The organism is Acidovorax sp. MR-S7 (assembly GCF_000400995.2).
GTDB lineage: Bacteria > Pseudomonadota > Gammaproteobacteria > Burkholderiales > Burkholderiaceae_C > MR-S7.
On the sequence record NZ_DF238907.1, the window covers coordinates 23472 to 47066 of the forward strand.

Annotated in this window: 21 protein-coding genes; 6 read left to right on the plus strand and 15 right to left on the minus strand. The window is 69.1% G+C overall.

Translation table 11 applies throughout. The features are described from left to right. Positions 1-7: 7 nt before the first annotated feature. The 3 genes from AVS7_RS05805 to AVS7_RS05815 are packed head-to-tail and all read right to left on the minus strand — an operon-like array spanning position 8 to position 3422. Positions 8-1126: an HlyD family secretion protein gene (locus AVS7_RS05805; protein WP_020227484.1), complete on the minus strand. Its 1119-nt coding sequence runs from the start codon at positions 1124-1126 to the stop codon at positions 8-10. After that, positions 1123-2871 carry an MFS transporter gene (locus AVS7_RS05810; protein WP_020227485.1) on the minus strand — a complete coding sequence of 583 codons (1749 nt, stop codon included), beginning with the start codon at positions 2869-2871 and terminating at the stop codon, positions 1123-1125. The genes AVS7_RS05805 and AVS7_RS05810 overlap by 4 nt, the downstream gene beginning before the upstream one ends. After that, positions 2868-3422: a TetR/AcrR family transcriptional regulator gene (locus tag AVS7_RS05815; RefSeq protein ID WP_020227486.1), complete on the minus strand. Its 555-nt coding sequence runs from the start codon at positions 3420-3422 to the stop codon at positions 2868-2870. The genes AVS7_RS05810 and AVS7_RS05815 overlap by 4 nt, the downstream gene beginning before the upstream one ends. 119 nt (positions 3423-3541) lie before the next feature. On the opposite strand from AVS7_RS05815, the gene AVS7_RS05820 reads away from it, so the two are divergent. Then, positions 3542-4426 (plus strand): pirin family protein, encoded by an 885-nt coding sequence (locus tag AVS7_RS05820; RefSeq protein ID WP_020227487.1) that lies wholly within the window; start codon positions 3542-3544, stop codon positions 4424-4426. A gap of 69 nt (positions 4427-4495) precedes the next feature. Here AVS7_RS05820 and AVS7_RS05825 read toward each other — a convergent pair whose 3' ends face one another. The 3 genes from AVS7_RS05825 to AVS7_RS05835 all read right to left on the minus strand — a co-directional run bounded on the left by AVS7_RS05825 (position 4496) and on the right by AVS7_RS05835 (position 6521). Then, positions 4496-5347 (minus strand): MinD/ParA family protein, encoded by an 852-nt coding sequence (locus AVS7_RS05825; RefSeq protein WP_020227488.1) that lies wholly within the window; start codon positions 5345-5347, stop codon positions 4496-4498. A gap of 10 nt (positions 5348-5357) precedes the next feature. Next, positions 5358-6131 (minus strand): GGDEF domain-containing protein, encoded by a 774-nt coding sequence (locus tag AVS7_RS05830; RefSeq protein ID WP_020227489.1) that lies wholly within the window; start codon positions 6129-6131, stop codon positions 5358-5360. Between the two features lie 165 nt (positions 6132-6296). Continuing rightward, the gene (locus tag AVS7_RS05835; protein ID WP_020227490.1) at positions 6297-6521 is read right to left on the minus strand and encodes a YdcH family protein; all 225 of its coding nucleotides are present in this window, start codon (positions 6519-6521) and stop codon (positions 6297-6299) included. 142 nt (positions 6522-6663) lie between these two features. Between AVS7_RS05835 and AVS7_RS05840 the strand changes: the two genes are divergently transcribed. Continuing rightward, complete coding sequence (locus tag AVS7_RS05840; protein ID WP_024001020.1) at positions 6664-7560, plus strand: DNA ligase; 897 nt, start codon at positions 6664-6666, stop codon at positions 7558-7560. A gap of 49 nt (positions 7561-7609) precedes the next feature. Here AVS7_RS05840 and AVS7_RS05845 read toward each other — a convergent pair whose 3' ends face one another. Next, complete coding sequence (locus tag AVS7_RS05845; protein ID WP_020227492.1) at positions 7610-9961, minus strand: arginine/lysine/ornithine decarboxylase; 2352 nt, start codon at positions 9959-9961, stop codon at positions 7610-7612. Between the two features lie 135 nt (positions 9962-10096). After that, positions 10097-10897 carry an enoyl-ACP reductase FabI gene (gene fabI, locus AVS7_RS05850; RefSeq protein WP_020227493.1) on the minus strand — a complete coding sequence of 267 codons (801 nt, stop codon included), beginning with the start codon at positions 10895-10897 and terminating at the stop codon, positions 10097-10099. A gap of 45 nt (positions 10898-10942) precedes the next feature. Here fabI and AVS7_RS05855 point away from each other — a divergent pair, with 45 nt between their 5' ends. Further along, positions 10943-12763 carry an extracellular solute-binding protein gene (locus tag AVS7_RS05855; protein WP_024001022.1) on the plus strand — a complete coding sequence of 607 codons (1821 nt, stop codon included), beginning with the start codon at positions 10943-10945 and terminating at the stop codon, positions 12761-12763. A gap of 59 nt (positions 12764-12822) precedes the next feature. On the opposite strand, the gene AVS7_RS05860 is transcribed toward AVS7_RS05855, so the two are convergent. Both AVS7_RS05860 and AVS7_RS05865 read right to left on the minus strand, forming a co-directional pair. Then, complete coding sequence (locus AVS7_RS05860) at positions 12823-13992, minus strand: GGDEF domain-containing protein (RefSeq protein ID WP_020227495.1); 1170 nt, start codon at positions 13990-13992, stop codon at positions 12823-12825. Next, positions 13989-14930, minus strand: coding sequence for a hypothetical protein (locus AVS7_RS05865; RefSeq protein WP_020227496.1), 942 nt, complete (start codon positions 14928-14930; stop codon positions 13989-13991). Before AVS7_RS05865 ends, AVS7_RS05860 begins: the two co-directional genes overlap by 4 nt. A gap of 60 nt (positions 14931-14990) precedes the next feature. Between AVS7_RS05865 and AVS7_RS05870 the strand changes: the two genes are divergently transcribed. The 3 genes from AVS7_RS05870 to AVS7_RS05880 are packed head-to-tail and all read left to right on the plus strand — an operon-like array spanning position 14991 to position 18683. Further along, positions 14991-16022: a microcin C ABC transporter permease YejB gene (locus AVS7_RS05870; RefSeq protein ID WP_020227497.1), complete on the plus strand. Its 1032-nt coding sequence runs from the start codon at positions 14991-14993 to the stop codon at positions 16020-16022. Continuing rightward, entirely contained in the window at positions 16006-17046 is a 1041-nt protein-coding gene (locus AVS7_RS05875) for an ABC transporter permease (RefSeq protein ID WP_024001023.1), read from the plus strand. The genes AVS7_RS05870 and AVS7_RS05875 overlap by 17 nt, the downstream gene beginning before the upstream one ends. Positions 17047-17048: 2 nt before the next feature. Next, the gene (locus AVS7_RS05880) at positions 17049-18683 is read left to right on the plus strand and encodes an ABC transporter ATP-binding protein (protein WP_020227499.1); all 1635 of its coding nucleotides are present in this window, start codon (positions 17049-17051) and stop codon (positions 18681-18683) included. Positions 18684-18689: 6 nt separating this feature from the next. Here AVS7_RS05880 and AVS7_RS05885 read toward each other — a convergent pair whose 3' ends face one another. The 5 genes from AVS7_RS05885 to soxZ all read right to left on the minus strand — a co-directional run bounded on the left by AVS7_RS05885 (position 18690) and on the right by soxZ (position 23530). Then, the gene (locus tag AVS7_RS05885) at positions 18690-19796 is read right to left on the minus strand and encodes a YeeE/YedE family protein (RefSeq protein WP_020227500.1); all 1107 of its coding nucleotides are present in this window, start codon (positions 19794-19796) and stop codon (positions 18690-18692) included. A 98-nt stretch (positions 19797-19894) separates the two neighbouring features. Next, entirely contained in the window at positions 19895-21622 is a 1728-nt protein-coding gene (gene soxB / locus AVS7_RS05890; RefSeq protein ID WP_020227501.1) for a thiosulfohydrolase SoxB, read from the minus strand. Positions 21623-21638: 16 nt separating this feature from the next. Further along, positions 21639-22319: a sulfur oxidation c-type cytochrome SoxX gene (soxX, locus tag AVS7_RS05895; RefSeq protein WP_020227502.1), complete on the minus strand. Its 681-nt coding sequence runs from the start codon at positions 22317-22319 to the stop codon at positions 21639-21641. Positions 22320-22336: 17 nt separating this feature from the next. After that, complete coding sequence (gene soxA, locus AVS7_RS05900) at positions 22337-23137, minus strand: sulfur oxidation c-type cytochrome SoxA (protein ID WP_024001024.1); 801 nt, start codon at positions 23135-23137, stop codon at positions 22337-22339. A gap of 81 nt (positions 23138-23218) precedes the next feature. Next, complete coding sequence (gene soxZ, locus AVS7_RS05905; RefSeq protein ID WP_024001025.1) at positions 23219-23530, minus strand: thiosulfate oxidation carrier complex protein SoxZ; 312 nt, start codon at positions 23528-23530, stop codon at positions 23219-23221. Positions 23531-23595 lie beyond the last annotated feature (65 nt).

Below are 23595 nucleotides of genomic sequence, written 5' to 3' on the forward strand. Positions count from 1 at the left end.
CGTGCGTTCATGGCTGCTCCCGGGCCGGGGCCGTGTCGATGCGCGCGACGACCGACATGCCGGGGCGCAGCCGCTCGGCCAGGGGCTGATCGGGGTCGATGGCGATCTTGACGGGCAGGCGCTGCACGACCTTGGTGAAGTTGCCGGTGGCGTTGTCGGCCTTGAGCACGCTGAATTCCGAGCCGGTGGCGGGCGCGATCTCCAGCACCTTGCCGGTGAGGCGCTTGCCTTCGAGCGCATCGACGGTGAAGCTGGCGGCCTGGCCCGGGCGCACGTGGGCCATCTGCGTTTCCTTGAAGTTGGCCGTCACCCAGAGCTGCCTGGGTACGACGAAGAGCAGCTGCGAGCCCGCCGCCACGTACTGGCCGACGCGCACCGAGACGTCGCTGGCCTGCCCGTCGGCGGGCGCGTGCACGGTGGTGTTGTCCAGGTTGATGCGCGCCTGGCGCACCTGGGCCTGGGCCATCTGCACCTGGGCTTCGAGCGCGGCGCGGTTCACGGTGGTGGCCTTGATCTTCTCGGCGGCGATGGCGATGTCGGCCCGGGCCTTGTCCACGTTGGTGGCGGCCAGCTTGGCGGCGGCGCGCACGCGGTCGCGCTCGCTCAGCGAGACGGAGCCGCGCGCGGCGAGCTCCTCCACGCGGCGCAGGTCGGCCTGGGCGCGCTCGGCTTCGGCGCCCACGGCGGTCAGGCCCGCGCGGCTGGCCTGCTGCGCGGCGCGGTTCTGCGCCTGGGTCTGGTCGGAGTTGGCGAGCTGCGCCTGCGCGTTGGCCAGCTGCGCCTGGGCCAGCGCCAGCGCGGCCTCGTAGCTGCGTGTGTCGATCCTCACCAGCGGCTGGCCGGCGGCGACCTGCTCGTAGTCCTTGACCAGCACCTCGGTCACGTAGCCGTTGACCTGCGGCGCGAGCACCGTGACCTGGCCGCGCACGTAGGCGTTGTCGGTGGAGATGACGTGGCTGTGGAACGGCCCGAGGTCCCAGGCGCGCAGCACGAGCAGGATGCCGGCCACGGCGATGACAAGGGCGACGAGCGCGCTGCGCAGCGTGGGGCGCGTTTTCTTGGGCGTGGGGGAGGGGCCTGGCGCGGCTGGAGTCGGCACGGGTGGGGTGGTGGCGTTGTCGCTCATGGTGTTTTCTCGTTGGAAGGGCCGGAGGCCGATTCGGGCTCGGGCGCGTCGGTGATCGCTGCGTCGGTGCCCACCTCGCCGTCGGCCCCGCCCGCCGTGGCGGGCTGGTTCTGCAGGGCGGCCCGGGCGGCGGCGCGCTGGGCCCGGCGGGCCTGCCAGAGCGACCAGGCCAGGTAGGCGAAGGCCACCAGCGCCGCGACGTGGAAGACGTCGTTGTAGGCGCGCACGTTGGCCTCGCGCCGCACGACCTGGCCGAGCTGCGCCGCGCCCTGCGCGGCACGCAGCTGCGCGTCGCCCACCTGGGGGGCCAGGGCCTGCTGCTGCTGCAGCAGGCGCGCGGCCACCACCGGGTTGGCGGGGTTCACCTGCTGCGTCAGGGCCACGGAATACTGCTGCTCGCGGAAGGTCTGGTAGGTGCCCAGCAGGGCCGAGCCCGCCAGCCCGCCCAGCGCCTGCGTGAGCGAGATGGTGATGATGGCCGTGAGCATGTGGTTGGGGCCGTACTTCAGCCCCTGCACCACGCCCGTGAGCATGAGTGGCCCCATGAAGATGCCCGAGCCCATGGCCAGCAGGAACTGGCTGACGTAGAAGTCCGCCGGCCGGTCCAGGCTGGTGCGGCCGAAGTCCATCACCGCCGCCACGCCCAGCAGCACGAGGGCGGCGAGCAGCTGCCGGCCCACGTTGTCCACCGTGAAGGTGAGGCTGGACAGCGCGATGCCCGCCACCGTGCCCACGAGGATGACCGCGAACAGCGGCTGCATCTGGTCGGGCGCCATGCCCAGCGTGCGCAGCATGCCGACCACGCCGTAGCTCTGCTCGGTGGTCAGGAAGCGCAGCACGATGGCGCCGATCACGAAGCGCACGGTGGCGCTCTGGGTGAACCAGCGCGTGTGCAGCAGGGGGTTGGTGCGGTGGTGCTCCAGGTACAGCCCCGCGCACAGCAGCGCGATGGCGCCCGAGAGCATCCACGCCAGCTCAGGCGCGTTGCTCCACCAGCGGATCGTGCCCTGCACCAGCACGGCCACGAGCAGGCCCACGCCGGGGATCAGCAGCGCCATGGACAGGAAGTCCAGCCGCTCGAAGGCCTTGATGCGCACGCCCGTGGGCAGCTTGAGCATCACCACGGCGGCGAAGGACAGCAGGGCCAGGCCCGCCTCCAGCAGGTACAGGTTGTGCCACTGCCCGTGCTCCAGCAGGCTGGGCGAGAGCACCCAGGCGAGCGGAGTGGCCACCTGGGAGATGCCCACGCCCAGCACCAGCATCTTGAGCACGTAGGTGCGCGACAGCGCCTGCAGCATGTAGAGCGTGCCCAGCGACGTGCAGGCCGCCGCCGCCAGGCCGCTGGCGGCGCGCAGCAGCAGCAGGCTTTGCGGGCTGCCCAGCAGCAGGTGCAGCACCGACAGCACGGCGTACACGCCCAGCCCGATCTCGGCGAAAAGCCGCATGCCGTACTGCTGGCGGAACTTGTAGACCAGCAGGTTGGCCGTGACGTTGAAGGTCACATAGGCGCCCGTGAGCCATGCGGCCTCGGCCGAGGTCAGCCCCAATTGCCCCTGGATGGTGGGCAGGTTGGCCGTGAACAGCGCATTGCCCAGGCCGCCGGTCAGCCCGACCAGCACGGCCACCAGCGCGTAGCAGGCGCGCTCCCACGGCGGGTGGTAGGGCATGGCGGGCGAGCCGGGCAGGGTGGGCTTCTCGTGCTCCTCCCAGTCGGGCGGGCGCTGCAGGTAGACGGGCTGCGTCATGGCGGGGGGTGGAGCCCGTGGGTGAGGAAGTCGAGGGCGCGCTGCACCAGCCGGCGGCGCTCGGCTTCGGTGGCGCCGCGCAGGGCCGCGCCCAGCATGCCGGAGAGCAGCGTCAGATCCTGCGGCTCCACGTCGGCGCGCAGCAGGCCGGCGGCCTGGCTGCTGCGCAGCGCGTCGGCGAAGGCGCCCGCGGCGCGCTCTCGCACGGGGGTGAAGCGCGGGTCGCGCAGCCCGGTCGTGCGCCAGTAGTCCGACAGCGCGGGCGAATGCACGATGCGGTCGGCCAGGTACTGCAGCAGCACGAAGAAGGCGTCCGGCTGGCCGCGCAGGCTGTCCACCTTGGCGTGCAGGCGCTCCACGGAGCGTTCCATGAGCGCGAGCAGCAGCGCGTGCCGATCGGGGAACTGCCGGTACAGCGTGGCGCGGCCCACGCCGGCCTGGGCCACCACCAGCTCCAGCGGCGCATGCACACCGTGGATGCGGAACACGGCGTCGGCCGCGTCCAGCAGCTGCGTGCGGCGGGTGGCGGCGTCGGGGCGCTTGGTGGACATGGGGTGAATTTTCGGACAAAGTTGTCCGTTTTTTCGGCGCCGCCGAAATAACCCTGGCCCTGCGCTGGGCATGCCTCGGCGGGAACGCGTTTACAGTGGGCCGAGGAGGTATCGACACCATGACCCAGCCGCTGCGCCTGACGGGGCATTTCAAGGACCTGGGCGGCGGCTTCACCGTGCGCCGCCTGCTGCCCGCGCTGCAGTGCCGGTCGGTGGGGCCGTTCGTGTTCTTCGACCACTTCGGGCCGGCGACGGTGGCGCCCGCATCGGAATTCGACGTGCGCCCGCACCCGCACATCGGCCTGGCCACCGTCACCTACCTGTTCGAGGGGGCGATCCTGCACCGCGACAGCCTGGGCTCGGTGCAGCAGATCGAGCCCGGCGCGATCAACTGGATGACGGCCGGGCGCGGCATCGTGCATTCCGAGCGGCGTCCGCCGGCGCTGGCCGGCAGCACCTACGTGAACCACGGCATCCAGCTCTGGGCCGCGCTGCCGCAGGCGCACGAGGAGGCGGAGCCGGCCTTCGTCCACACCCCGGCGGCGGACATTCCGCACCACCAGGGCGAGGGCTGCACCGTGCGCGTGCTGGTCGGCTCGGCCTTCGGGCTGGCTTCGCCTGTCGCCACGCTCTCGCCCACGCTCTACCTGGACGTGCAGCTCGCGCCGGGCGCAGGGCTGGAGCTGCCTGCGCTGGCGCCGGAGATGGCGCTCTACACCGTGGACGCCGGCCTGGTGCTGGACGACGAGCGCATCGACGCCCAGACGCTGGCGCTGCTCGCGCCCGGACGGGCGGCGCACCTGCGTGCCGGGCCCGGGGGCGTGCGCTGCGTCGTCATCGGAGGGGCGCCGCTGGACGGCCCGCGGCATATCTGGTGGAACTTCGTGTCCAGCAGCAAGGACCGCATCCTGCAGGCCGCGCAGGCCTGGGAGGACGACCGCCTGGGGCATGTGCCCGGTGAGACCGAGCGCATCCCGCTGCCGCCGCGCCATTTCAAGCCTTGAACGCCGAATCACCCTCCAGCGCTTGCGTGGCAAGCGCGGGCAGCTCCCTTTTCAGGAGCGCAGGCCGCGTCAAGCGGCAGGCTTGAGCAGCGTGGACTCGACCTTGTTGGCCAGCTGGGCCACCGCCAGGGCTGCGGGGCAGCCGGGCATCTGCTGCAGCAGGAGCTGGCGGCGCATCACGGCGTCGCGCACCGAGGGGTCGGCCGGTATGTCGCCCATGTGGATCAGCCGCATGGGGCGGCCGGAGTCGGTGGTCACGAAACGGTCCAGCACCTGCTGCAGCTGGCTGGTGATGGCCCGGCCGTCGCCGGCGCGCGCGGCCTGGTTGACCACCATGCGCACGTGCTGGCGCTTCTGCTGGGTGGCCAGCACCTTGATGGCGGCATAGGCGTCGGTGAGCGAGGTGGGCTCGGGCGTGGCCACGATCAGCACCTCGGACGCGAGCGAGACGGAGAACAGCACCACGTCGGAGATGCCCGCGCCGGTGTCCAGCAGCACCACGTCGTAGCGCGGCGCGAGGGTCTGGATGACGTTGAGGAATTCGCTGCGCACCTCGGGCGTGAGGCGCGAATACTCCACCATGCCGGAGCCCGCCAGCACCACGGAAAAGCCTCCTGGCGCCTCGATCACGGCATCTTCCAGCTGGGCCTTGCCGGTGAACACGTCGTGCAGGGTGATCTTGGGGTGCAGGTTCAGCACCACGTCCAGGTTGGCCAGGCCCAGGTCGGCGTCCAGCACCAGCACGCGGTGCCCGCGGCGCGTGAGCGCGGCGGCCAGGTTGGCGGACACGAAGGTCTTGCCGACGCCGCCCTTGCCGCTGGTGATGGCAATGATGCGTGCTTCGGCCGGGGAGGCGGCTTGGGGGGCGGGCATGGGCGAGCCGGCAGGGGAAGTCGGTTGCGGGGACAGCGCGTCGTTCATCGCTTGGCTTTCAAAAGGCGCTGCCTGTGGGAGTGTCCAGAGGTGGGGGGAGGTCGCCCCAACCCGAGGGAGTGTATAGCGGGCCGAACAGGAGGCTTTTCTCCTCGGCGCTCACCGTGCTGTCGGGCTGCTCCTCGATGCTGATCCGGTTGCGCCCGCCCTGCTTGGCCTTGTAGAGCTCGGCGTCGGCGCGGTCGATCCACAGCGGGGCGGTGCTGCGGATCCACTGCAGCGCGAACGCGCCGCCGATGCTCACCGTGACGTTCAGCGTCAGCGTGGGCGAGATGCGCACCGGCGTGGATTCGATCGCGCGGCGCACGCGCTCGGCCACCACGCGGCCGAAGCCGAACTGGCAGGCGGGCAGGATGACGGCGAACTCCTCGCCGCCATAGCGGGCCACGGTGTCCATGGGGCGCAGGCACGACTCGAGGGTGTGGGCGACCGACTGCAGGACCATGTCTCCCGCCAAGTGGCCGTGGACGTCGTTGACGCGCTTGAAATGGTCGATGTCCAGCATCAGCAGCAGCGCCGCTTCGCCGGAGCGGGCCACGCGGTCGATCTCGCTTTCCAGCACCGACCGCAGATGCCGCCGGTTCGGCAGCCCTGTGAGAGGGTCCTTGAGCGACAGCTCGCACAGGCCGTCGATGAGGTTCTGCAGGTAGCGCAGCGGCGTGTCGGCGCGCAGCGGCAATTCGGAACCTATGGACTGCGCTACCAGCGCATGTGCGGTGCCCAGACGCAGGTCGCTGAGCTTGACGGTGGCGGTGTACGCAGGCTTAAACACAAAGTGAAACAAATGGCTCTGCGCCGAGTCTAGCAGCGTCCGTAAAACCCGGCGTGGGCCTAGCCTGTCGGTATACGTGCTCCTCCATGGCGCAAGCGCAATCCGGACAGGTGCAGGCAGCTATTGTTTCCGGAGCAACTGGGCCGGGCAGGGCGGGAACGGCGCTCAGGCTTGCGCGCCCTCCGCGCTGCGCAGGTGCGCGTAGATCCGGTCCTTGAGCTGGAGCTTTTCCTTCTTCAGGGTCTCGATCTCCACCGCCGTAGCCTGGACGACGCGCGACTCCATGTTCTTGATCAGCTGGTCCATGTCGTTGTGCTTGTCGAACAGGCGGGGGAAGTGGGCGTCGCTGCCCTTGAGCTTGGTGATCAGTTCGCGGTATTCGGGAAACATCGGCTCTCCTGGGGTTGCTGGCGATTCCATTCTAGGGAGGCGCCCGGTCCGTGGTACTGCGGCGCGAACACAACGTGATCTGGATCAAGCGGGGAAAACCACGGCCACATGGCGCGCGGCCGTGCGTGAGAATGCCGGTGCCATGCGACCGTCCCCTGTTTCCTGCCTGCAGCGCCTGTCCATGGGGCGCGGGCAGCTGTGGTTTCTGGTGCTCTTGGGCACGGCGCTGGCCCGCGCGCAGCCTGCGCCGCCCACGCTGGCGCAGCACTATCGGCCCGGCATCGACGTGGCGGCCTACTGGGTCAGCGAGAAGTACGACGGCGTGCGCGCGCTGTGGACGGGCACCGAACTGCGGAGCCGCCAGGGCCTGCCGATCCGCGCCCCCGCATGGTTCACCGCCGGCTGGCCCGCCACGCCGCTCGACGGCGAGCTCTGGGCCGGCCGCGGCCGCTTCGACGCAGCGCAGTCCGCCGTGGCCCAGGCCGCGCCGCAGGATGCGCAGTGGCGCACGCTGCGCTACATGGTGTTCGACCTGCCGGGCCACGCGGGCGGCTTCGATGAACGCCTGCCGGCGCTGCGCCGCACCGTGGCCGCGCTGGGCCAGCCCTGGGTGCAGGCCGTGCCGCAGTGGCGCGTGGCGAGCCACGCCGCGCTGATGAAGCAGCTGCACGACCACGAGAAGGCCGGCGCCGAGGGCCTGATGCTGCGCCGCGCAGACGCACCTTATCGGGGAGGGCGCAGCGACGACCTGCTCAAGCTCAAGTCCTTCGACGACGCCGAGGCCGTAGTCGTCGGCCACGCGCCTGGCAAAGGCAAATACGCGGGCCAGACCGGCGCGCTGGTCGTGGAGTTGCCGGACGGCCGCCGTCTGCGTCTGGGCAGCGGCCTGCCCGATGCGCTGCGCCGCGCGCCGCCGCCTGTGGGCACGGTGGTGACCTACCGCTACAACGGCATGCACGCAAGCGGCCTGCCGCGCTTCGCACGCTTCTGGCGGGTGCGGGCGGATGCGCCGCCCGCGCCAGAAATTCAAGCCAAATAGGCCTCTAGCGCGCGCCCGTCAAGCGCTGGCAGCTCCTAATTCAGGAGCATCAGATGGTGCGGCCGAACGGTCCGTCGCTGCCCACCTGTACCAGCTTGCCCTTGGGCTTGGCCGTGCGGCCTTCCTCGGCCACGCAGTCGGCGTAGTAGCGCACGTGGCCGTTGTCGTCCTCGATCTCCACGAGGCCGTGGATGTCGGTCTCGAAGCCAGGGCACATCTTGGCGAATTCGCGGGCGAACTTGAGGTAGTCCACGATCTTCTTGTTGAACACCTCGCCGGGGATCAAGAGCGGAATGCCGGGCGGGTAGGGCGTGATCAGGCTGGTGGTGATGCGGCCTTCGAGATGGTCGATCTCCACGCGCTCGGTCTTGCGGTGGGCGATGTGGGCGTAGGCGTCGCTCGGGTTCATCGCGGGCGTGAGGTCCGAGAGGTACATCTCGGTCGTCAGGCGCGCGATGTCGTACTTGGCGTAGAGCTGGTGCACGTGCTGGCACAGGTCCTTGAGGCCCATGCGCTCGTAGCGCTTGTGCTGCTGGCAGAACTCCGGAAGGATGCGCCACATGGGCTGGTTCTTCTCGTAGTCGTCCTTGAACTGCTGCAGAGCGGCCAGCAGCGTGTTCCACCGGCCCTTGGTGATGCCGATGGTGAACATGATGAAGAAGCTGTAGAGGCCCGTCTTCTCCACCACCACGCCGTGCTCGGCGAGGTACTTGGTGACGATGCTTGCGGGAATGCCGGTCTTGTCGAACTTGCCGTCGAGGTTCAGGCCCGGCGTGACGATGGTGGACTTGATCGGGTCGAGCATGTTGAAGCCGTCGGCGAGCTGGCCGAAGCCGTGCCACTTGCTGCCGTTCTTCCTGCCCTTGCCATCGCTGCGGATGATCCAGTCCTCGGCGCGGCCCACGCCCTCGTCGGCGAGCTTGTCCGGTCCCCATACCTTGAACCACCAGTCGTTCTTGCCGAACTCCTCCTCCACCTTGCGCATGGCGCGGCGGAAGTCCAGGGCCTCGACCAGGCTTTCCTCCACCAGCGCGGTGCCGCCGGGCGGCTCCATCATTGCGGCGGCCACGTCACAACTGGCGATGATGCTGTACTGCGGGCTGGTCGAGGTGTGCATGAGGTACGCCTCGTTGAACAGGTGGCGGTCCAGCTTGGTGGTCTGGCTGTCCTGCACCAGCACGTGCGATGCCTGGCTGATGCCGGCCAGCAGCTTGTGGATGGACTGCGTGGCGTAGACCACCGAATGCTGCGGACGCGCGCGCTTCTTGCCCATGGCGTGGTAGCTGCCGTAGAACGGGTGGAAGGCCGCGTGGGGCAGCCAGGCCTCGTCGAAGTGCAGGTTCTCCACGTAGCCGTCGAGCATGCCCTTGATGGTCTCGGTGTTGTAGAGCACGCCGTCGTAGGTGCTCTGCGTGAGCGTGAGCACGCGGGGCTTGACCTTCTTGGCATCCACGCCCTTGAGCAGCGGGTTGGCCTTGATCTTGGCCTGGATGGCCGCCGGTTCAAACTCGCTTTGCGGGATCGGTCCGATGATGCCGAAGTGGTTGCGCGTGGGCTTGAGGAAGACCGGGATGGCGCCGGTCATGATGATCGAGTGCAGGATGGACTTGTGGCAGTTGCGGTCCACCACCACCACGTCACCGGGCGCCACGGTGTGGTGCCAGACCATCTTGTTGCTCGTGCTGGTGCCGTTGGTCACGAAAAAGCAGTGGTCGGCGTTGAAGATGCGCGCGGCGTTGCGCTCGGATTCGCCGATGGCGCCGTTGTGGTCCAGCAGCTGGCCCAGTTCCTCCACCGCGTTGCACACGTCGGCGCGCAGCATGTTCTCGCCATAGAACTGGTGGTACATCTGGCCCACGGGGCTTTTCAGGAAAGCCACGCCGCCCGAGTGGCCGGGGCAGTGCCAGGAATAGGAACCGTCTTCCGCGTAGTCCAGCAGCGCCTTGAAGAACGGCGGCTGCACACCCTCCAGGTAGCTCTTGGCCTCGCGGATGATGTGGCGTGCGACGAACTCCGGCGTGTCCTCGAACATGTGGATGAAGCCGTGCAGCTCGCGCAGGATGTCGTTGGGCAGGTGGCGCGCGGTCTTGGTCTCGCCGTGCACGTAGATGGGCACGTCCACGTTCTTGCGGCGCACTTCCGCGATGAAGGTGCGCAGGCTGTGCACGATCGGGTCCTGCCCGGTGCCCAGCGTGAATTCCTCGTCGTCGATCGAGAGGATGAACGCGCTCGCGCGGCTTTGCTGCTGGGCGAACTGCGACAGGTCGCCGTAGCTGGTCACTCCCAGGACTTCGAAGCCCTCCTGCTCGATGGCCTGCGCCAGCGCACGGATGCCCAGGCCGGAGGTGTTCTCGGAACGATAGTCCTCGTCGATGATGACGATGGGAAAGCGGAATTTCATGCGCTGCCTCCGGCAACCGGGTGAGAAAAACGAAACAGGCGCGAGTGTAAGGAATCTACGTGATCGGCCCGTGAAAGAAAGCGCCCCGCAAGCCGCTGCGGGCCTGCGGGGCGCTGGAGCAGCAGGCGGCCGGGCTTACACCTGGTCCGCCGACAGGCCGGCGGTCTGGCTGAAGCCGCCGTCCACGTAGGTGATCTCGGCCGTCACGCCGCTGGCAAGGTCGGAGAGCAGGAAGGCGGCCACGTTGCCCACGTCCTCGATGGTCACGTTGCGGCGCAGCGGGGCGGCGTCGGCCACGCGGCCGAGCAGCTTGCCGAAGTCCTTGATGCCGCTGGCCGCGAGGGTCTTGATGGGGCCGGCGCTGATGCCGTTGGCACGGATGCTGCGGCCGTCCGTGGTGCGGCCCACGGCCTCGGCCAGGTAGCGCACGCTGGCCTCCAGGCTGGCCTTGGCCAGGCCCATGGTGTTGTAGTTGGGAATGGAGCGCAGCGCGCCCAGGTACGACAGCGTGAGCAGCGAGGACTTGTCGTTCAGGTGGGGCAGGGCGGCCTTGGCCATGGCCGGGAAGCTGTAGGCGCTGATGTCGTGCGCGATGCGGAAGCCCTCGCGGGAGAGGCCTTCGAGGAAATTGCCCGCGATGGCCTCGCGCGGCGCGAAGCCGATGCTGTGCACGAAGCCGTCGAACGTGCCCCAGGCGGCGGCGAGGTCGGCGAACATCTTCTCGATCTGCGCGTCGTCGGCCACGTCGCAGTCGAAGACGAGCTTGGAGTCGAACTCGGCGGCGAATTCGGTGATGCGGTCCTTGAAACGCTCGCCCACGTAGCTGAAGGCCAGCTCTGCGCCTTGGCTGTGGCAGGCCTTGGCGATGCCGTAGGCGATAGAGCGGTTGGACAGCACGCCCGTGACGAGCAGCTTCTTGCCGGCGAGGAAACCCATTGTTGTTCTCCTGAGGATGCGGTGTGTGTGATGCAGAATTGTCGCATGCGGTACCGGCTGATCTGTTCACTGTCCTTCCTGTGTCTGGCCCCGTTGCTGGCGTGCTCCGCATGGGCGGCGCACGCCTATGCGCTGTGGGGCGAGCCGAAGCTGCCGGCGGGTTTCACCCACTTCCCCTACGCGAATCCCGACGCGCCCAAGGGCGGCGAGCTGCGCCTGGTGAGCAACCTGCGCGTGTCCACCTTCGACAAGTACAACCCGTTCACGATCCGCGGCAACGCGCCCGCCTACCTGAGCGAGCTGATGTTCGACACGCTGCTGTCCGCCTCGCTGGACGAGCCGGCCACGGGCTACGGCCTGCTGGCCGAGGACGTGGCGGTGGCGCCCGACGGCCTGTCGGCCACCTTCCGCCTGCGGCGCGCGGCGCGCTTCCACGACGGCAAGCCCGTGCTGGCGCAGGACGTGAAGTACAGCTTCGACACCCTGGTGGGGCCCTACACCTCGCCTGCCTACAAGACCCTGATGTTCGAGGTGGCCGGCGTGGACGTGCTGGACGAGCGCACCGTGCGCTTCCGCTTCAAGCAGCCCAACCGCGAGCTGCCGCTCACGGTGGGTACATTGCTGCCGGTGTTCAGCCGCGACTGGGGCAAGGGCAAGCCCTTCGACCAGGTGGTGATGGAGCCGCCCATCGCCAGCGGCCCCTACCGCGTCGGCCCCGTGAACTTCGGCAAGGACATCACCTACGTGCGCGATCCGCAGTACTGGGCGCGCGATCTCCCCGTGCGCCGCGGCACGGGCAACTTCGACCGCATCCTGGTCAAGATCTACAAGGACAACACGGCACGGCTGGAGGCGCTGAAGGCGGGCGAGTTCGACCTCATGCGCTTCTTCAGCGCGGGCGACTGGGCGCGGCGCGTCAATGGCCGCAAGTTCGATTCGGGCGAGCTCGTCAAGGGCGAATTCGCCAACAGCCTGCCCACCGGCTTCCAGAGCTATGTGCTCAACACCCGCAGGCCCTTCCTGCAGGACGTGCGCGTGCGCGAGGCGCTGGGGCTGGCGTTCGACTTCGAGTGGATGAGCCGCCAGCTGTTCTATGGCGCCTACCGGCGCGTCAACGGCATCTTCGGCAACACCCCGTGCGAGACCCGCGGCGAGCCATCGCCGCAGGAGCTGGCCCTCATGGAGCCCTACCGGCAGGAGATCCCCGCTGCCGCCTTCGGCCCCATGACCGTGCCGCCCAGCACGGACCCGCCCTCGTCGCTGCGCGCCAACCTGCGCAGCGCGCAGGAGCTGCTGCGGCAGGCCGGCTGGGAGGTCAAGGGCGGCGTGCTGCGCAACGCGCAGGGCCAGGCCATGGAGCTGGAATACCTGGACAGCGGGGAGACGCGGATCAACACGGTGGCCTCGTGGATGCGCAACCTGGCCAAGCTCGGCATCACGCTGCGCTTTCGTGCGGTGGACTACGCGCTCTACCAGCAGCGGCTGCAGAAGTTCGATTTCGACATCACCACCATCGCCTACCAGGGCACGCTCAACCCGGGGCAGGAACTGGCCGACCTGTTCGGCTCGCGCGCGGCCGACACCGAGGATTCGGGCAACTTCCCCGGCGTGCGCAGCCCGGCGGTGGACGCCATGGTCGGCGCCATCGTGGGCGCCAAGTCGCAGGAGGGGCTGTTGCCCGCCTGCCACGCGCTGGAGCGCATCATCGCCCACGGCCACTACCTGATCCCGCAGTGGTATGGCGCCACGCACCGCATGGCCTACAACGCCTGGCGCCTGCAGCGGCCCGACGTGGTGCCACCGTATTCTCCCGGCGAGCTGTGGGCCATCGGTACCTGGTGGGCCACGCCGGCAGCGAAGCCCTGATGCTCCTTGAATAATAGCTGCCAGCGCTTGGTGGATAAGCGCTGGAGGCCGATTTGTCTCTATGCCTTCGGCGCGCGGCGCTTGCCCTGCTTGGCCGCGTACATGGCCTCGTCGGCATGCATGAGCAATGCCAGGCTGGTGCGGCCGTCGTCGGGAAAGCGCGCGGCGCCGATGCTGGTGCCCACGCGCAGCAGGCCTGCGCCGGAGGCGATGGGTTCCTCCACCGCACGGGCCACGCGGACCATGAGGTCGGACAGGCCAGGCTGCGGCCCCTCGGCGACGATGACGAACTCGTCGCCGCCCAGCCGCGCCACCATGTCGGTGCCGCGCGTGGCGGCGCGCAGGCGCCGGGCCACGGTCTGCAGCACGAAGTCGCCCACGGCGTGGCCATGGGTGTCATTGATGGGCTTGAAGCCGTCCAGGTCGAGCAGCAGCACGTAGCCGTGCCCCCCGTGCGTGACGGCGCGCTCAATGGCGCTGGCCAGGTGCTCCTCCAGCACCACGCGGTTGCCCAGGTCGGTCAGTGGGTCGTGCCGCGCGAGGCGGCGCAGCTCGCGCACCAGCTCGTCGTAGGCGTGGGTCACGTCCGTCAGCTCGTCGGCGAAGCGCGCGGGCGCGGGCGCGTCCTCGTGCACGGGTCGGTGCGCCAGAATGGCCTCGCGGAAGCGCGCCAGCGGCCGGCCGATGATGCTGCGAAAGACCAGCGCCGCGCCCGCCAGCACCACGGCCAGCATGGCGCCGAAAATGGCCAGCTGCTGCAGCAAGCCCTGGCTGGCCGTGCTGGCGACGGAGAACGGGTGGAACTGGATCGCCAGGTGCCCCACGGTGAAGGCGCGGCCTTGCTCGTCGCGGTGCACCACGGGCGTCTGCAGCAGGTCGGGGTCCGCGGCATCGGGAGCGGCCACACTTCCGGTCTCCACGGCGGTGTCGGCGCATACGTCCTGCAGGCGCACGCCGCGCACGATGGGCAGTTGCGCCAGCGTGTCCGCGATGCCCTGGGCGGTGGCGCCGTCGCAGTCCCACAGCGGCTTGATGAGCGAGCGCGCGAAGATGGCCAGCGTCTGCGCCCGCTGGGTGTCCTGCTCGCTCTTCTCGGCGTGGTAGCCCACCAGCGCGGTGACCGAGGCGGCCAGCACGAACGCGGTCACCAGCGGCCACAGCAGCCGCCGCACGAACTGGGCGTGCAGCGTGCGGCGCCGTACGGGCCCAGAAGGGGCTGCTGCGGTCATGGGCGGTCCTGCTGCACGAGCAGATGGCGGTAGCGCTCGGGCACCAGCGTCTGGTCGTAGAACGGGTTGGGGATGTCGATGACGGTGCGGCTTTTGAAGACCTCCGGGGCCGGGGGCTGGCGGTGCCGCGCCCACACCTGCAGGAAGCTGCCGTCGGCCACGATGCGGTCGAACCCCGCCAGCAGCGCCGCGTGCAGCGCGTCGGTGCGCGGACCCGGGGCGATCCAGACGAAGCGGAACCAGGGGTAGCGCACGAGGATGTAGGGGTCCACCGTGAGCTGGGGGTAGCGCTTGCGGAAATGCGGCAGGAAGTAGTTCAGCGTCTCCTCCAGGCCCAGGGGAAAGAGGTCGAGGAAACCCGCCTCCATCTGCTCGGCGAACTCGCCGTCGCTCCAGCGCTTGACCTCCTTGGTGGGAATGCCCGCCGCCCGGTAGATCTCCACGTCCATCCAGCCCACGTTCTGCCCCATGGAAAAGTGCGCCAGGTCGGCCACGGTGCGCACGTGGGCGAGCCTGGCCTTGTGCGTCTCCAGCAGCAGGTTGATGCGCCAGCCCAGCAGGCCGCGGTCCAGCGGCACGGGCACCATGCGCAGCCGGCCCTGCTGCACGAGGCGCAGCCGCGCGGGCGTGGCGGGCATCATGTCCACGTGGGTCTGGCCCTGGCTGATCTGGAACAGGTTGCGCCGCTCGTTGCCGCGCGGCGCATCGGTGAACTCCGCCTGCATGCCAGCGGCCTGCAGCGCGGCGCGCACCAGCGCGCGGGCGTGCGCCAGGTGCGGCTCGTTCTGCACCACGAACGCGGCCGGGCCGGCCGCATGGGCGGGCAGGCTGGCGCCGGCCAGCAAGGCCAGCAAGGCCAGCAAGGCCAGCAAGGCCAGCAAGGCCAGCAAGGCCAGCAAGGCCAGCGCGGCGCGGCGGGAGCAGGGGCGGGTATCCATGTGTCCAAATGAAACAAACAGGGGCAGCTTAATGGAATCCGCACGACATAATCGTCAACCATGTTTGCCTACGTTCTCAAGCGCGTCCTGCTCATGCTGCCCACGCTGCTGGGCGTGCTGCTGCTGACATTCGTGGTCATCCAGTTCGTGCCCGGCGGCCCGGTGGAGCAATACCTGGCCGAGGCCAAGGCGGGTGCCGCCGGCAGGGGCGGCGAGGGCGGGGGCATGGCCTACCGCGGCGCGCAGGGCGTCGACCCGCAGCGGCTGGAGCAGATCAAGCAGCTCTACGGCTTCGACAAGCCCGCGCACGAGCGCTTCTTCCAGATGCTGGGCCAGTTCGCGCGCTTCGACCTGGGGCGCAGCTTCTTCCAGAACAAGGACGTGTGGCAGCTCGTGAAGGAAAAGCTGCCCGTCTCCATCAGCCTGGGCCTGTGGACGTTCCTCATCAGCTACCTCGTGGCCGTGCCACTGGGCGTGGCCAAGGCGGTGCGCGCGGGCTCGCGCTTCGACTTCGTGACCACGCTCATCATCCTCGTGGGCTATGCGATTCCCGGCTTCGTGCTCGGCGTGGCGCTGCTCGTGGTCTTCGGCGGGCAGCTGCAGTGGTTCCCGCTGCGCGGGCTCACCTCGGCCAACTGGGCAGAGCTGCCCTGGGGCGCGCGCATCGTCGACTACCTCTGGCACATCACGCTGCCCGTCACCGCCATGGTGGCCGGCAGCTTCGCGGTGACGGCCATGCTGACCAAGAATGCCTTCCTGGAGGAGATACGCAAGCAATACGTGCTGACCGCGCGCGCCAAGGGCCTGTCCGACCGGCAGGTGCTGTGGAAGCACGTGCTGCGCAACGCGCTGATCCCCATCGTCACCGGCTTTCCGGCGGCGTTCATCGGCGCCTTCTTCGCGGGCTCGCTGCTCATCGAGACGCTGTTCTCGCTCGACGGGCTGGGCCTGCTGTCGTACGAAAGCGTGATCCGCCGCGACTATCCCGTGGTGCTGGGCACGCTCTATCTGTTCACGCTGATCGGCCTGGTGACCAAGCTGATCAGCGACCTTTGCTACGTGTGGGTGGATCCGCGTGTCAAGTTCGACTGATTCGGTTTCCCTGTCGCCGGGCCGCCGCGCCTGGCGGCGCTTCCGTGCCAACCGCCTGGGCTTCTGGAGCCTGGTGGTGTTCTGCGTGCTGGTCGTCGTCAGCCTGGGGGCCGAACTGGTCAGCAACGACCGGCCGCTGCTCGTGCGCTACGAGGGGCAGTTGTACTTCCCCATGCTCCACGACTATCCGGAGACCACCTTCGGCGGCGATTTCCAGACGCCCACGGACTACCTCGACCCGTTCATCCGCGAGCGCCTTTCGGCGGGCGGCAACTGGGCCATCTACACGCTCAACCGCTACGGGCCCGGCACCCTGAACTATTTCGCCAAGGAGCCCAACCCCTCCGGCCCTTCGCGCGACAACTGGCTGGGCACCGACGACCGCGGGCGCGACCTGCTCGCGCAGCTGCTCTACGGTTTTCGCGTGAGCGTGCTGTTCGGTATTGCCCTCACGGTGGTGGGCGTGGTGCTGGGGGTGGCGGCCGGGGCCGTGCAGGGCTTCTTCGGCGGCAAGACCGACCTGGCCTTCCAGCGCTTCATCGAGATCTGGGGCTCCATGCCCGAGCTGTACCTGCTGATCATCTTCAGCGCCGTGTTCGCGCCCAGCATCACGCTGCTGCTGGTGCTGCTGTCGCTCTTCGGCTGGATGGGCCTGTCGGACTACGTGCGCGCCGAGTTCCTGCGCAACCGCCAGCTCGACTACGTGAAGGCCGCGCGGGCGCTGGGCGTGGGCAACGGGCAGATCATCGGGCGCCACATCCTGCCCAACAGCATGACGCCGGTGGTGACCTTCCTGCCGTTCCGCATGGGTGCGGCCATCCTCGCGCTCACCTCGCTCGACTTCCTGGGCCTGGGCGTGCCGCCGGGCACGCCCAGCCTGGGCGAACTGCTCTCGCAGGGCAAGAACAACATCGATGCGTGGTGGATCTCCATCTTCACCTTCGCCGTGCTCGTCACGACGCTGCTGCTGCTCACCTTCATGGGCGACGCGCTGCGGGACGCGCTGGACCCTCGCAAGAACTGAACATGCGCGCCACGCCCCCGCTTTCCCCATCTCCCGCGCCGCTCGTGCAGGTGCAGGACCTGCACGTGCGCTTCGGCGCCAAGGAGGTCGTGCGCGGCGTGAGCTTCGACATCCTGCCCGGCGAGAAGCTCGCGCTGGTGGGCGAGTCGGGCTCGGGCAAGACCATCACCGCGCTGTCGTTGCTGCGGCTGGCGGGCGACGCGCAGCTCGCGGGCCGTGCGCTCATGCAGGGGCGCGACCTGCTGGCGCTGACGGAGCGCGAGATGCGCGGCGTGCGCGGCGGCGACATCGCCATGGTGTTCCAGGAGCCGATGACCGCGCTCAACCCGCTCATGACGGTGGGCGAGCAGGTGGCCGAAGTGCTGGTGCTGAAGCAAGCCCTCAGCAAAGCGCAGGGCGCACATGCCGCCGTCGAACTGCTGGCGAGCACGGGCATCCCCGAACCCGGGCGGCGTGCGCGCAGCTATCCGCACCAGCTCTCGGGCGGGCAGCGCCAGCGCGCCATGATCGCCATGGCGCTGGCCAGCCGGCCGCGCCTGCTGCTGGCCGACGAACCCACCACGGCGCTGGACGTGACGCTGCGCGGCCAGATCCTCGACCTGCTCTCCGACCTGCAACGCCAGACCGGCATGGCCGTGCTGCTCATCACGCACGACCTGCCGCTGGTGCGCCGCTTCGCCGACCGCGTGGCCGTCATGGAGCAGGGCGTGCTGGTGGAGCAGGGCACCGTGGCGCAGGTCTTCGGCGCGCCGCAGCATGCCTACACGCGCCGCCTGATCGGCAGCGCGCCCCGGCGCGACGTGATCGAAGGCGTGGTGGCCGAAGGCGTGCCGCCCGCCGCGCAGGCCGGCGCGCTGCGCGTGGCCTACCCCGTGCCGCTGCCCGGTGTGCGCGGCTGGTTCGCCAAGGGCGAGTTCGTGGCCGTGAAAAGCGCGGGCTTCCGCATCCCGCGCGCACGCACGCTGGGCGTGGTAGGCGAGTCGGGCTCGGGCAAGTCGACGCTGGCGCAGGCACTGCTGGGCCTGCTGCCGCATTCGGGCGAGCTGCAGGTCGCCGGCCAGCCGTGGCAGCAGCCCGCGCACCGCAACACACCGCACAACCAGCAGTTGCGCAGGCAGGTGCAGGTGGTGTTCCAGGACCCGTTCTCGTCGCTCTCGCCGCGCATGACCGTGGAGGAGATCGTGGGCGAGGGCCTGCGCGTGCATGCGCCGGAGATGCCCGCGACCGAGCGCCGAACGCGCGTGGCGGCCATGCTGGCCGAGGTGGGGCTGACCGAGGCGCAGTTCCCCGGCCTGCTCGCGCGCTACCCGCACGAATTCTCTGGCGGCCAGCGCCAGCGCCTGGCGATCGCGCGGGCGCTGGTGGTGGAGCCGCAGCTGCTGGTGCTCGACGAGCCCACGAGCGCGCTCGACGTGACCATCCAGCAGCAGGTGCTGGGCCTGCTGCAGCGCCTGCAGAAGGAGCGGGCGCTGTCGTACCTGCTCATCACCCACGACGTGGCCGTGGTGCGCGCCATGGCGCACGAGGTGATCGTGATGAAGGACGGCGAGGTGGTGGAGAGCGGCCCCGTGCGCCAGGTGCTCGACGCGCCGCGCCACCCCTACACGCGGCAACTGGTGGAAGCCGCCGCCGCGTAATACCGGCTACATGCGCTCCAGCCGCCAGTTCTGGTAGCGCAGTGCCGCGGCGGCTCCGCCGATGATGGCAAGCACCGCCGGAAAGCTCGCCAGGTGCAGCGTGGAGATCGCGCTGACGCCCTGGCCGATGGTGCAGCCCATGGCCGTCACGCCGCCCACGCCCATGAGCGCGGCGCCCGCGAGGTGGTGCGCCAGGTCATCCGTGCCCGCGAAGCCCTGCCAGCGGAACTCGCGCGTGCACAGCGCATGCACGGCCGCGCCCGCGATGACGCCGAGCACCGACACCACTCCCACGGTGAGCACCTTGTTACGGTCGCTGAAGAACATCAGCCAGTCGAGCGTGTGGGCTACCGGCGTGGCGAAGCTCAGTGCCTCGATGCGGCCCGTATAGGTGGCCGCGTACATGTGCTCCAGCGTCTGCGGGTGTTCCTGCACCTCGGCCCAGTGGCCGCTGAGCCACCACGCGGCCACCGCCAGCGCGCCGATGCCCGCACCGCCGAGCAGACTGCGCGCGTCGCGCCGCCCACCCAGCGCCCAGGCGATCAGCAGGCCGCCCAGCAGCAGGCCAGCGCTCAGCCGCAGCATCGGCAGCGGCGCACCCGACCAGCGCGCCAGCACGTCGGGCAGGAAGGCCTGGCCCTGCAGCGGCCACTGCACCGCATCGACGGTGAGCACGCGCAGCACGGCCGTGATGCCCTTGAGCGTGGCGAACGCGGCCAGGCCCATCACGACGAACACCACGAGCGACTTGAGGCTGCCGCCGCCCAGGCGGATCAGGTTCTTGCTGCCGCAGCCCGAGGCGATCACCATGCCGAAGCCGAACAGCGCACCGCCGACGAGGGCCGAGAGCCACAGCACGCTGGTGGAGGCGTAGAGCGTGTGGGCCGGGTCCACCCAGCCGATCCGGGCCAGCACCGCGAAGCCGCACATCGCCACGCCCACGGCCATGGCCCACTGGCGCATGCGCGACCAGTCGCCCAGGCTCACCGCGTCGCTGATGGCGCCCATGGTGCAGAAATGCGTGTGCCGCGCCACGGCCCCGAACAGGGCCGAGATCACGAAGGCGAGGGCGAGGGTGGAGGTGACGAGGGCTTGGAAGTCTGCGGGAGCCATGCAGGATTCTAGGGACCGCGCAGGGGAATGGCAGGAATTCAAAAAAGAGAGCTGCCAGCGCTTGACTGGCAATCGCTGGAGCCCTTTTTTATCTCAATTCAGGCGATTCCCGGGTTGGGCAGCACGTTCTTCAGCGCGGGCTCGTTGAGCTTGCGCGGCGCGATGACCTTCTTGGACTGCAGCCAGGGCTCGACCACTTCCCAGATCTGCTTGTTGCCCGCGCTCTTGGCTTCCTCGGCCACGGGCGCCCAGCCGGCCACCTTGTAGACGCGGTCGGCTTCCAGCAGGGCATCTCCCAGCCGCAGGTTGTCGATGCGCCGGCCCATGCCGGCCGTGGGGTCGCAGGTGTAGCTGAGGCCCCCCACGCGCACCATGTCGCCGCCCTGCTGGTAGTAGGGGTCTGGGTTGAAGAGGTTGTCGCACACGTCTTCGAGCACGGTCTTGATGGTGGCGCCCGTCATCTCGGTCACGGTGGCGTAGGAATACGTGGTGGCCGTCATGTCCATGAGCCATTCGCGCGTGATGTCCTGGCCCGGCAGCAGCGAGGTGCCCCAGCGGAAGCCCGGCGAGAACGCGATCTGCGCGCCTTGCACCTCCATCATGGCGTCGAGCAGCAGCTGGTCGCCCGTGCCATTGAAGTTGCCGCGCCGGTACAGCGTGCCGTCGGTGCGCGCCAGCACTTCGGCCAGCTTGGCCTCGTAGGGCGCACGGATGCGCGTGATGAGCGCGTCCATGGCCTTGTCGGCCGGCAGCAGGTTGGCGAACACGGGCAGCAGGCGGTAGCGGAAGTCGCGCACCTGGCCGCCCTGCACGTCGAAGTCGAGCACGCCGAGGAACTTGCCGTTCGAGCCCGCGTTGGTCACGATGGTCTTGCCGCCCGCGTTCTCGACCAGCGTGGGTACGGGCATGCCGTCGTGCGTGTGGCCGCCCAGGATGGCGTCGATGCCGCGCACGCGGCTGGCCATCTTGAGGTCCACGTCCATGCCGTTGTGCGAGAGCACGACGACCACCTTGGCGCCCTTGGCGCGCGCCTCGTCCACCATCTTCTGCAGGTTGTCGTCCTGGATGCCGAAGCTCCAGTCGGCCACCATGTAGCGCGGGTTGGCAATGGGCGTATAGGGGAACGCCTGGCCGATGATGGCGCAGGGCACGCCGTTGATCTCGCGGATCACATAGGGCTTGAACACCGGATCGCCGAAGTCGGCGGTCTTGACGTTCTGCGCGACGAAGTCCACCTTGCCCGCGAAGTCCTTCTCCACGATCTCCTGCACGCGCTCCATGCCGTAGGTGAACTCCCAGTGGCCGGTCATCACGTCCACGCCGAGCAGCTTGCAGGCGTCCACCATGTCCTGCCCGTTCGTCCACAGCGACGTGGCCGAGCCCTGCCAGGTGTCGCCGCCGTCGAGCAGCAGCGCGCCCTTGCGGCCGGCCTTCATGCGCTGCACCAGCGTCGAGAGGTGCGCGAAGCCGCCCACGCGGCCATAGCGGCGCGCTGCCTGCTCGAAGTCCAGGTAGGTGAACGCGTGCGCGCCCGGCGTGCCGGGGCGCACGTTGACGGATTTCAGCAGCGCCTCGCCCACGAGGTGCGGGCGCTGCCCCTTCATCGCGCCGATGCCGATGTTGACATTGGGCTCGCGGAAGTGGATCGGCAGCAGCTGCGCATGGCAGTCGGTCATGTGCAGGAAGGAGACGTTGCCGAAGGCGGGCACGTCGTACAGGGCGTTGCCCGCCGTGGCGGCATCGGCCTGGGCATGGGTGCCCAGGGCCATGCCGGCTGCGCCGGCCGCGCCCAGCACCTGCAGGAATTCACGCTTGGAAAGGTTCATGGCACGCCGCGGCTGGTCAGCGGTTGACGGGAGACTTCGGGTCGAGCAGCAGGGCCACGATGTGGCGCACCTGGTTCTCGTCGAGGATGCCGGCATGGCCGGCGCGCGGCATGTTGGAGCAGGCGTTGTAGGCCTTGCTGTTCCAGATCTTGCCCCAGGTGTACTTGACGATCTCCAGCGTCTGCGGGCTGTTCGGATCGGTCACCCCGCGGATCTTGCCGTAGTTGTAGAGGCTCGGGCCGATGGTGCCGAAGGAGATTTCCTCCTTGGTGATCTGGTGGCAGTTGTAGCAGTTGCCGCCGTTGGCCGCTCCGGCCTTGTCGGTCCAGGTGCGGCCGCGGCCGCTCTGGGCGATCTTCTCGCCTTCCTTCCAGTCGCCCAGGTACTTGCCGTCGGCGGGCCAGCGGATGGTCTTCATGTTGAGCGCCTCGATCTCCTTGGCGCGTTCGGCGGACAGCGGCTGCCCGGCCACGTCGGACGCGTCGCACGCCCGGGTGGTGGGGTCGTCGGCGAAAGCCTGGCTGACCTTGACGATGCCCTTGTCGCGGAAGGACTCCTTGACGACCTTCTGGGTCAGCGCATCGAGCTGGGCCGGGGTCATGCCGGCGCCCTGCTGCATGCTGCCGGCGCAGCCCGCCAGCACCAGGCCGGCAGCAGAGAAGGCGAGGGAAAAGCGGAGGGTGTTCTTGCGTGTCATCGTGTGCTCCTTTCGCCTCAGCGCTTGATGGCCGGAACGGCGGACTTCGTGCCCTTGGCGTTCACGCCCAGGTAGACGCCCAAAGCGATGGTGGCGTCGCTGGCGTAGATGGGCTCGGGGAAGCGCTGCTGGCGGTAGCAGTCGTTCAGGCGGTGCTGCATGGTCCACATCTCGCCGCTGGAGACGCGGTAGGCCGGCCAGGCCGCGAAGCCCACGCCGTCTTCGGCCTTGCCGCTCAGGTGCGGCAGGTCCTGCAGGCGAATGCGCTTGCCTTCCTCGCCGTGGCACGACGCGCAGGAGAAGTCGTGCGAGCCGCCGCGCTGGAAGAACAGGCGCTTGCCCACCTCGTAGAACGCGCGCTCCTGCTGCTGCGACTGCGGCAGGTTGAACTTCATGTCCTTGGACTGCGAGCCGACCCAGGTGGCCAGCGCGGTGACGTTTGCACGCTCGCCTTTGCCCCAGGCGCCGTCGATGACTTCCTTGGGGTCGATGCCCTGCAGCTGGCTCATGCAGGTGACCAGGCGCGACTCCAGGTCCTGCACCTTGCCGGTGTCGGCGAAGTAGCGGGGCAGCTCCACGAAGGCGCCCTTGACGACGCCGGGCCCCTTGCCCAGGTCGCAGCGTTCGAGCGATGCTTTCCTGGGGCCGCGTTTCTGTTTCCACAGGTCCTCGCCCTTGGCTTCGAACAGCTCGGCGGGGTTGCCGTCCTGCAGCATCTCGCGGTATTCGGCGATGCCGTCGGACGTGGATTTCTGCGCCCACGCGTGGGGCGCGAACGCGGCGAGCGCCAGCACGGCGCACAGTGTTGTCTTCCTCATGGGGCCACCTCTCCTTGTAGTGCTTTTGGCAAAAAACCGCGGCCGCCCGCCGGGATGGGCAGGCGGCCGGCACGGCGGGCGTCAGCTCACCGTGGCTTCGTCGGTCCGCGTGTCGCCGCGGTTGTCCTTCCAGGTTACGGCGATCTTGTCGCCGGCCTTCGCGCCCTTCACGGTGAACTGCATGAAGGGGTTCTTCGACACGGCCGGGCCCCATTCGGCGGTCAGCACCGGCTTGCCGTTGAGCGAGGCGGTGACTTCCTGGATGAACCAGGCGGGAATGGTCTTGCCGGAAGCGTCCTTGCGCTGGCCGGTTTCCATCTCGTGGGCCATGAGCACACGCACGGTGGCGTTGCCGCCGGAGGCTTGGGCGCGGATGCGCATCGGATCTGCCATGTTCTTCTCCTGTGCAAAAGGGTTGGTATTCGTTGTGCCTTGCGCGCTGCTTATGGAGCTGACGC

Coding starts and splice junctions, on each gene's coding strand:
- AVS7_RS05870 (WP_020227497.1), top strand. CDS start 14,991: ATGTTTGCCTACGTTCTCAAGCGCGTCCTGCTCATGCTGCCCACGCTG.
- AVS7_RS05880 (WP_020227499.1), top strand. CDS start 17,049: ATGCGCGCCACGCCCCCGCTTTCCCCATCTCCCGCGCCGCTCGTGCAG.
- AVS7_RS05805 (WP_020227484.1), bottom strand. CDS start 1,126: ATGAGCGACAACGCCACCACCCCACCCGTGCCGACTCCAGCCGCGCCA.
- AVS7_RS05820 (WP_020227487.1), top strand. CDS start 3,542: ATGACCCAGCCGCTGCGCCTGACGGGGCATTTCAAGGACCTGGGCGGC.
- AVS7_RS05840 (WP_024001020.1), top strand. CDS start 6,664: ATGCGACCGTCCCCTGTTTCCTGCCTGCAGCGCCTGTCCATGGGGCGC.
- fabI (WP_020227493.1), bottom strand. CDS start 10,897: ATGGGTTTCCTCGCCGGCAAGAAGCTGCTCGTCACGGGCGTGCTGTCC.
- AVS7_RS05835 (WP_020227490.1), bottom strand. CDS start 6,521: ATGTTTCCCGAATACCGCGAACTGATCACCAAGCTCAAGGGCAGCGAC.
- soxX (WP_020227502.1), bottom strand. CDS start 22,319: ATGACACGCAAGAACACCCTCCGCTTTTCCCTCGCCTTCTCTGCTGCC.
- AVS7_RS05825 (WP_020227488.1), bottom strand. CDS start 5,347: ATGAACGACGCGCTGTCCCCGCAACCGACTTCCCCTGCCGGCTCGCCC.
- soxZ (WP_024001025.1), bottom strand. CDS start 23,530: ATGGCAGATCCGATGCGCATCCGCGCCCAAGCCTCCGGCGGCAACGCC.
- AVS7_RS05860 (WP_020227495.1), bottom strand. CDS start 13,992: ATGACCGCAGCAGCCCCTTCTGGGCCCGTACGGCGCCGCACGCTGCAC.
- AVS7_RS05815 (WP_020227486.1), bottom strand. CDS start 3,422: ATGTCCACCAAGCGCCCCGACGCCGCCACCCGCCGCACGCAGCTGCTG.
- AVS7_RS05845 (WP_020227492.1), bottom strand. CDS start 9,961: ATGAAATTCCGCTTTCCCATCGTCATCATCGACGAGGACTATCGTTCC.
- soxB (WP_020227501.1), bottom strand. CDS start 21,622: ATGAACCTTTCCAAGCGTGAATTCCTGCAGGTGCTGGGCGCGGCCGGC.
- AVS7_RS05855 (WP_024001022.1), top strand. CDS start 10,943: ATGCGGTACCGGCTGATCTGTTCACTGTCCTTCCTGTGTCTGGCCCCG.
- AVS7_RS05865 (WP_020227496.1), bottom strand. CDS start 14,930: ATGGATACCCGCCCCTGCTCCCGCCGCGCCGCGCTGGCCTTGCTGGCC.
- AVS7_RS05810 (WP_020227485.1), bottom strand. CDS start 2,871: ATGACGCAGCCCGTCTACCTGCAGCGCCCGCCCGACTGGGAGGAGCAC.
- AVS7_RS05885 (WP_020227500.1), bottom strand. CDS start 19,796: ATGGCTCCCGCAGACTTCCAAGCCCTCGTCACCTCCACCCTCGCCCTC.
- soxA (WP_024001024.1), bottom strand. CDS start 23,137: ATGAGGAAGACAACACTGTGCGCCGTGCTGGCGCTCGCCGCGTTCGCG.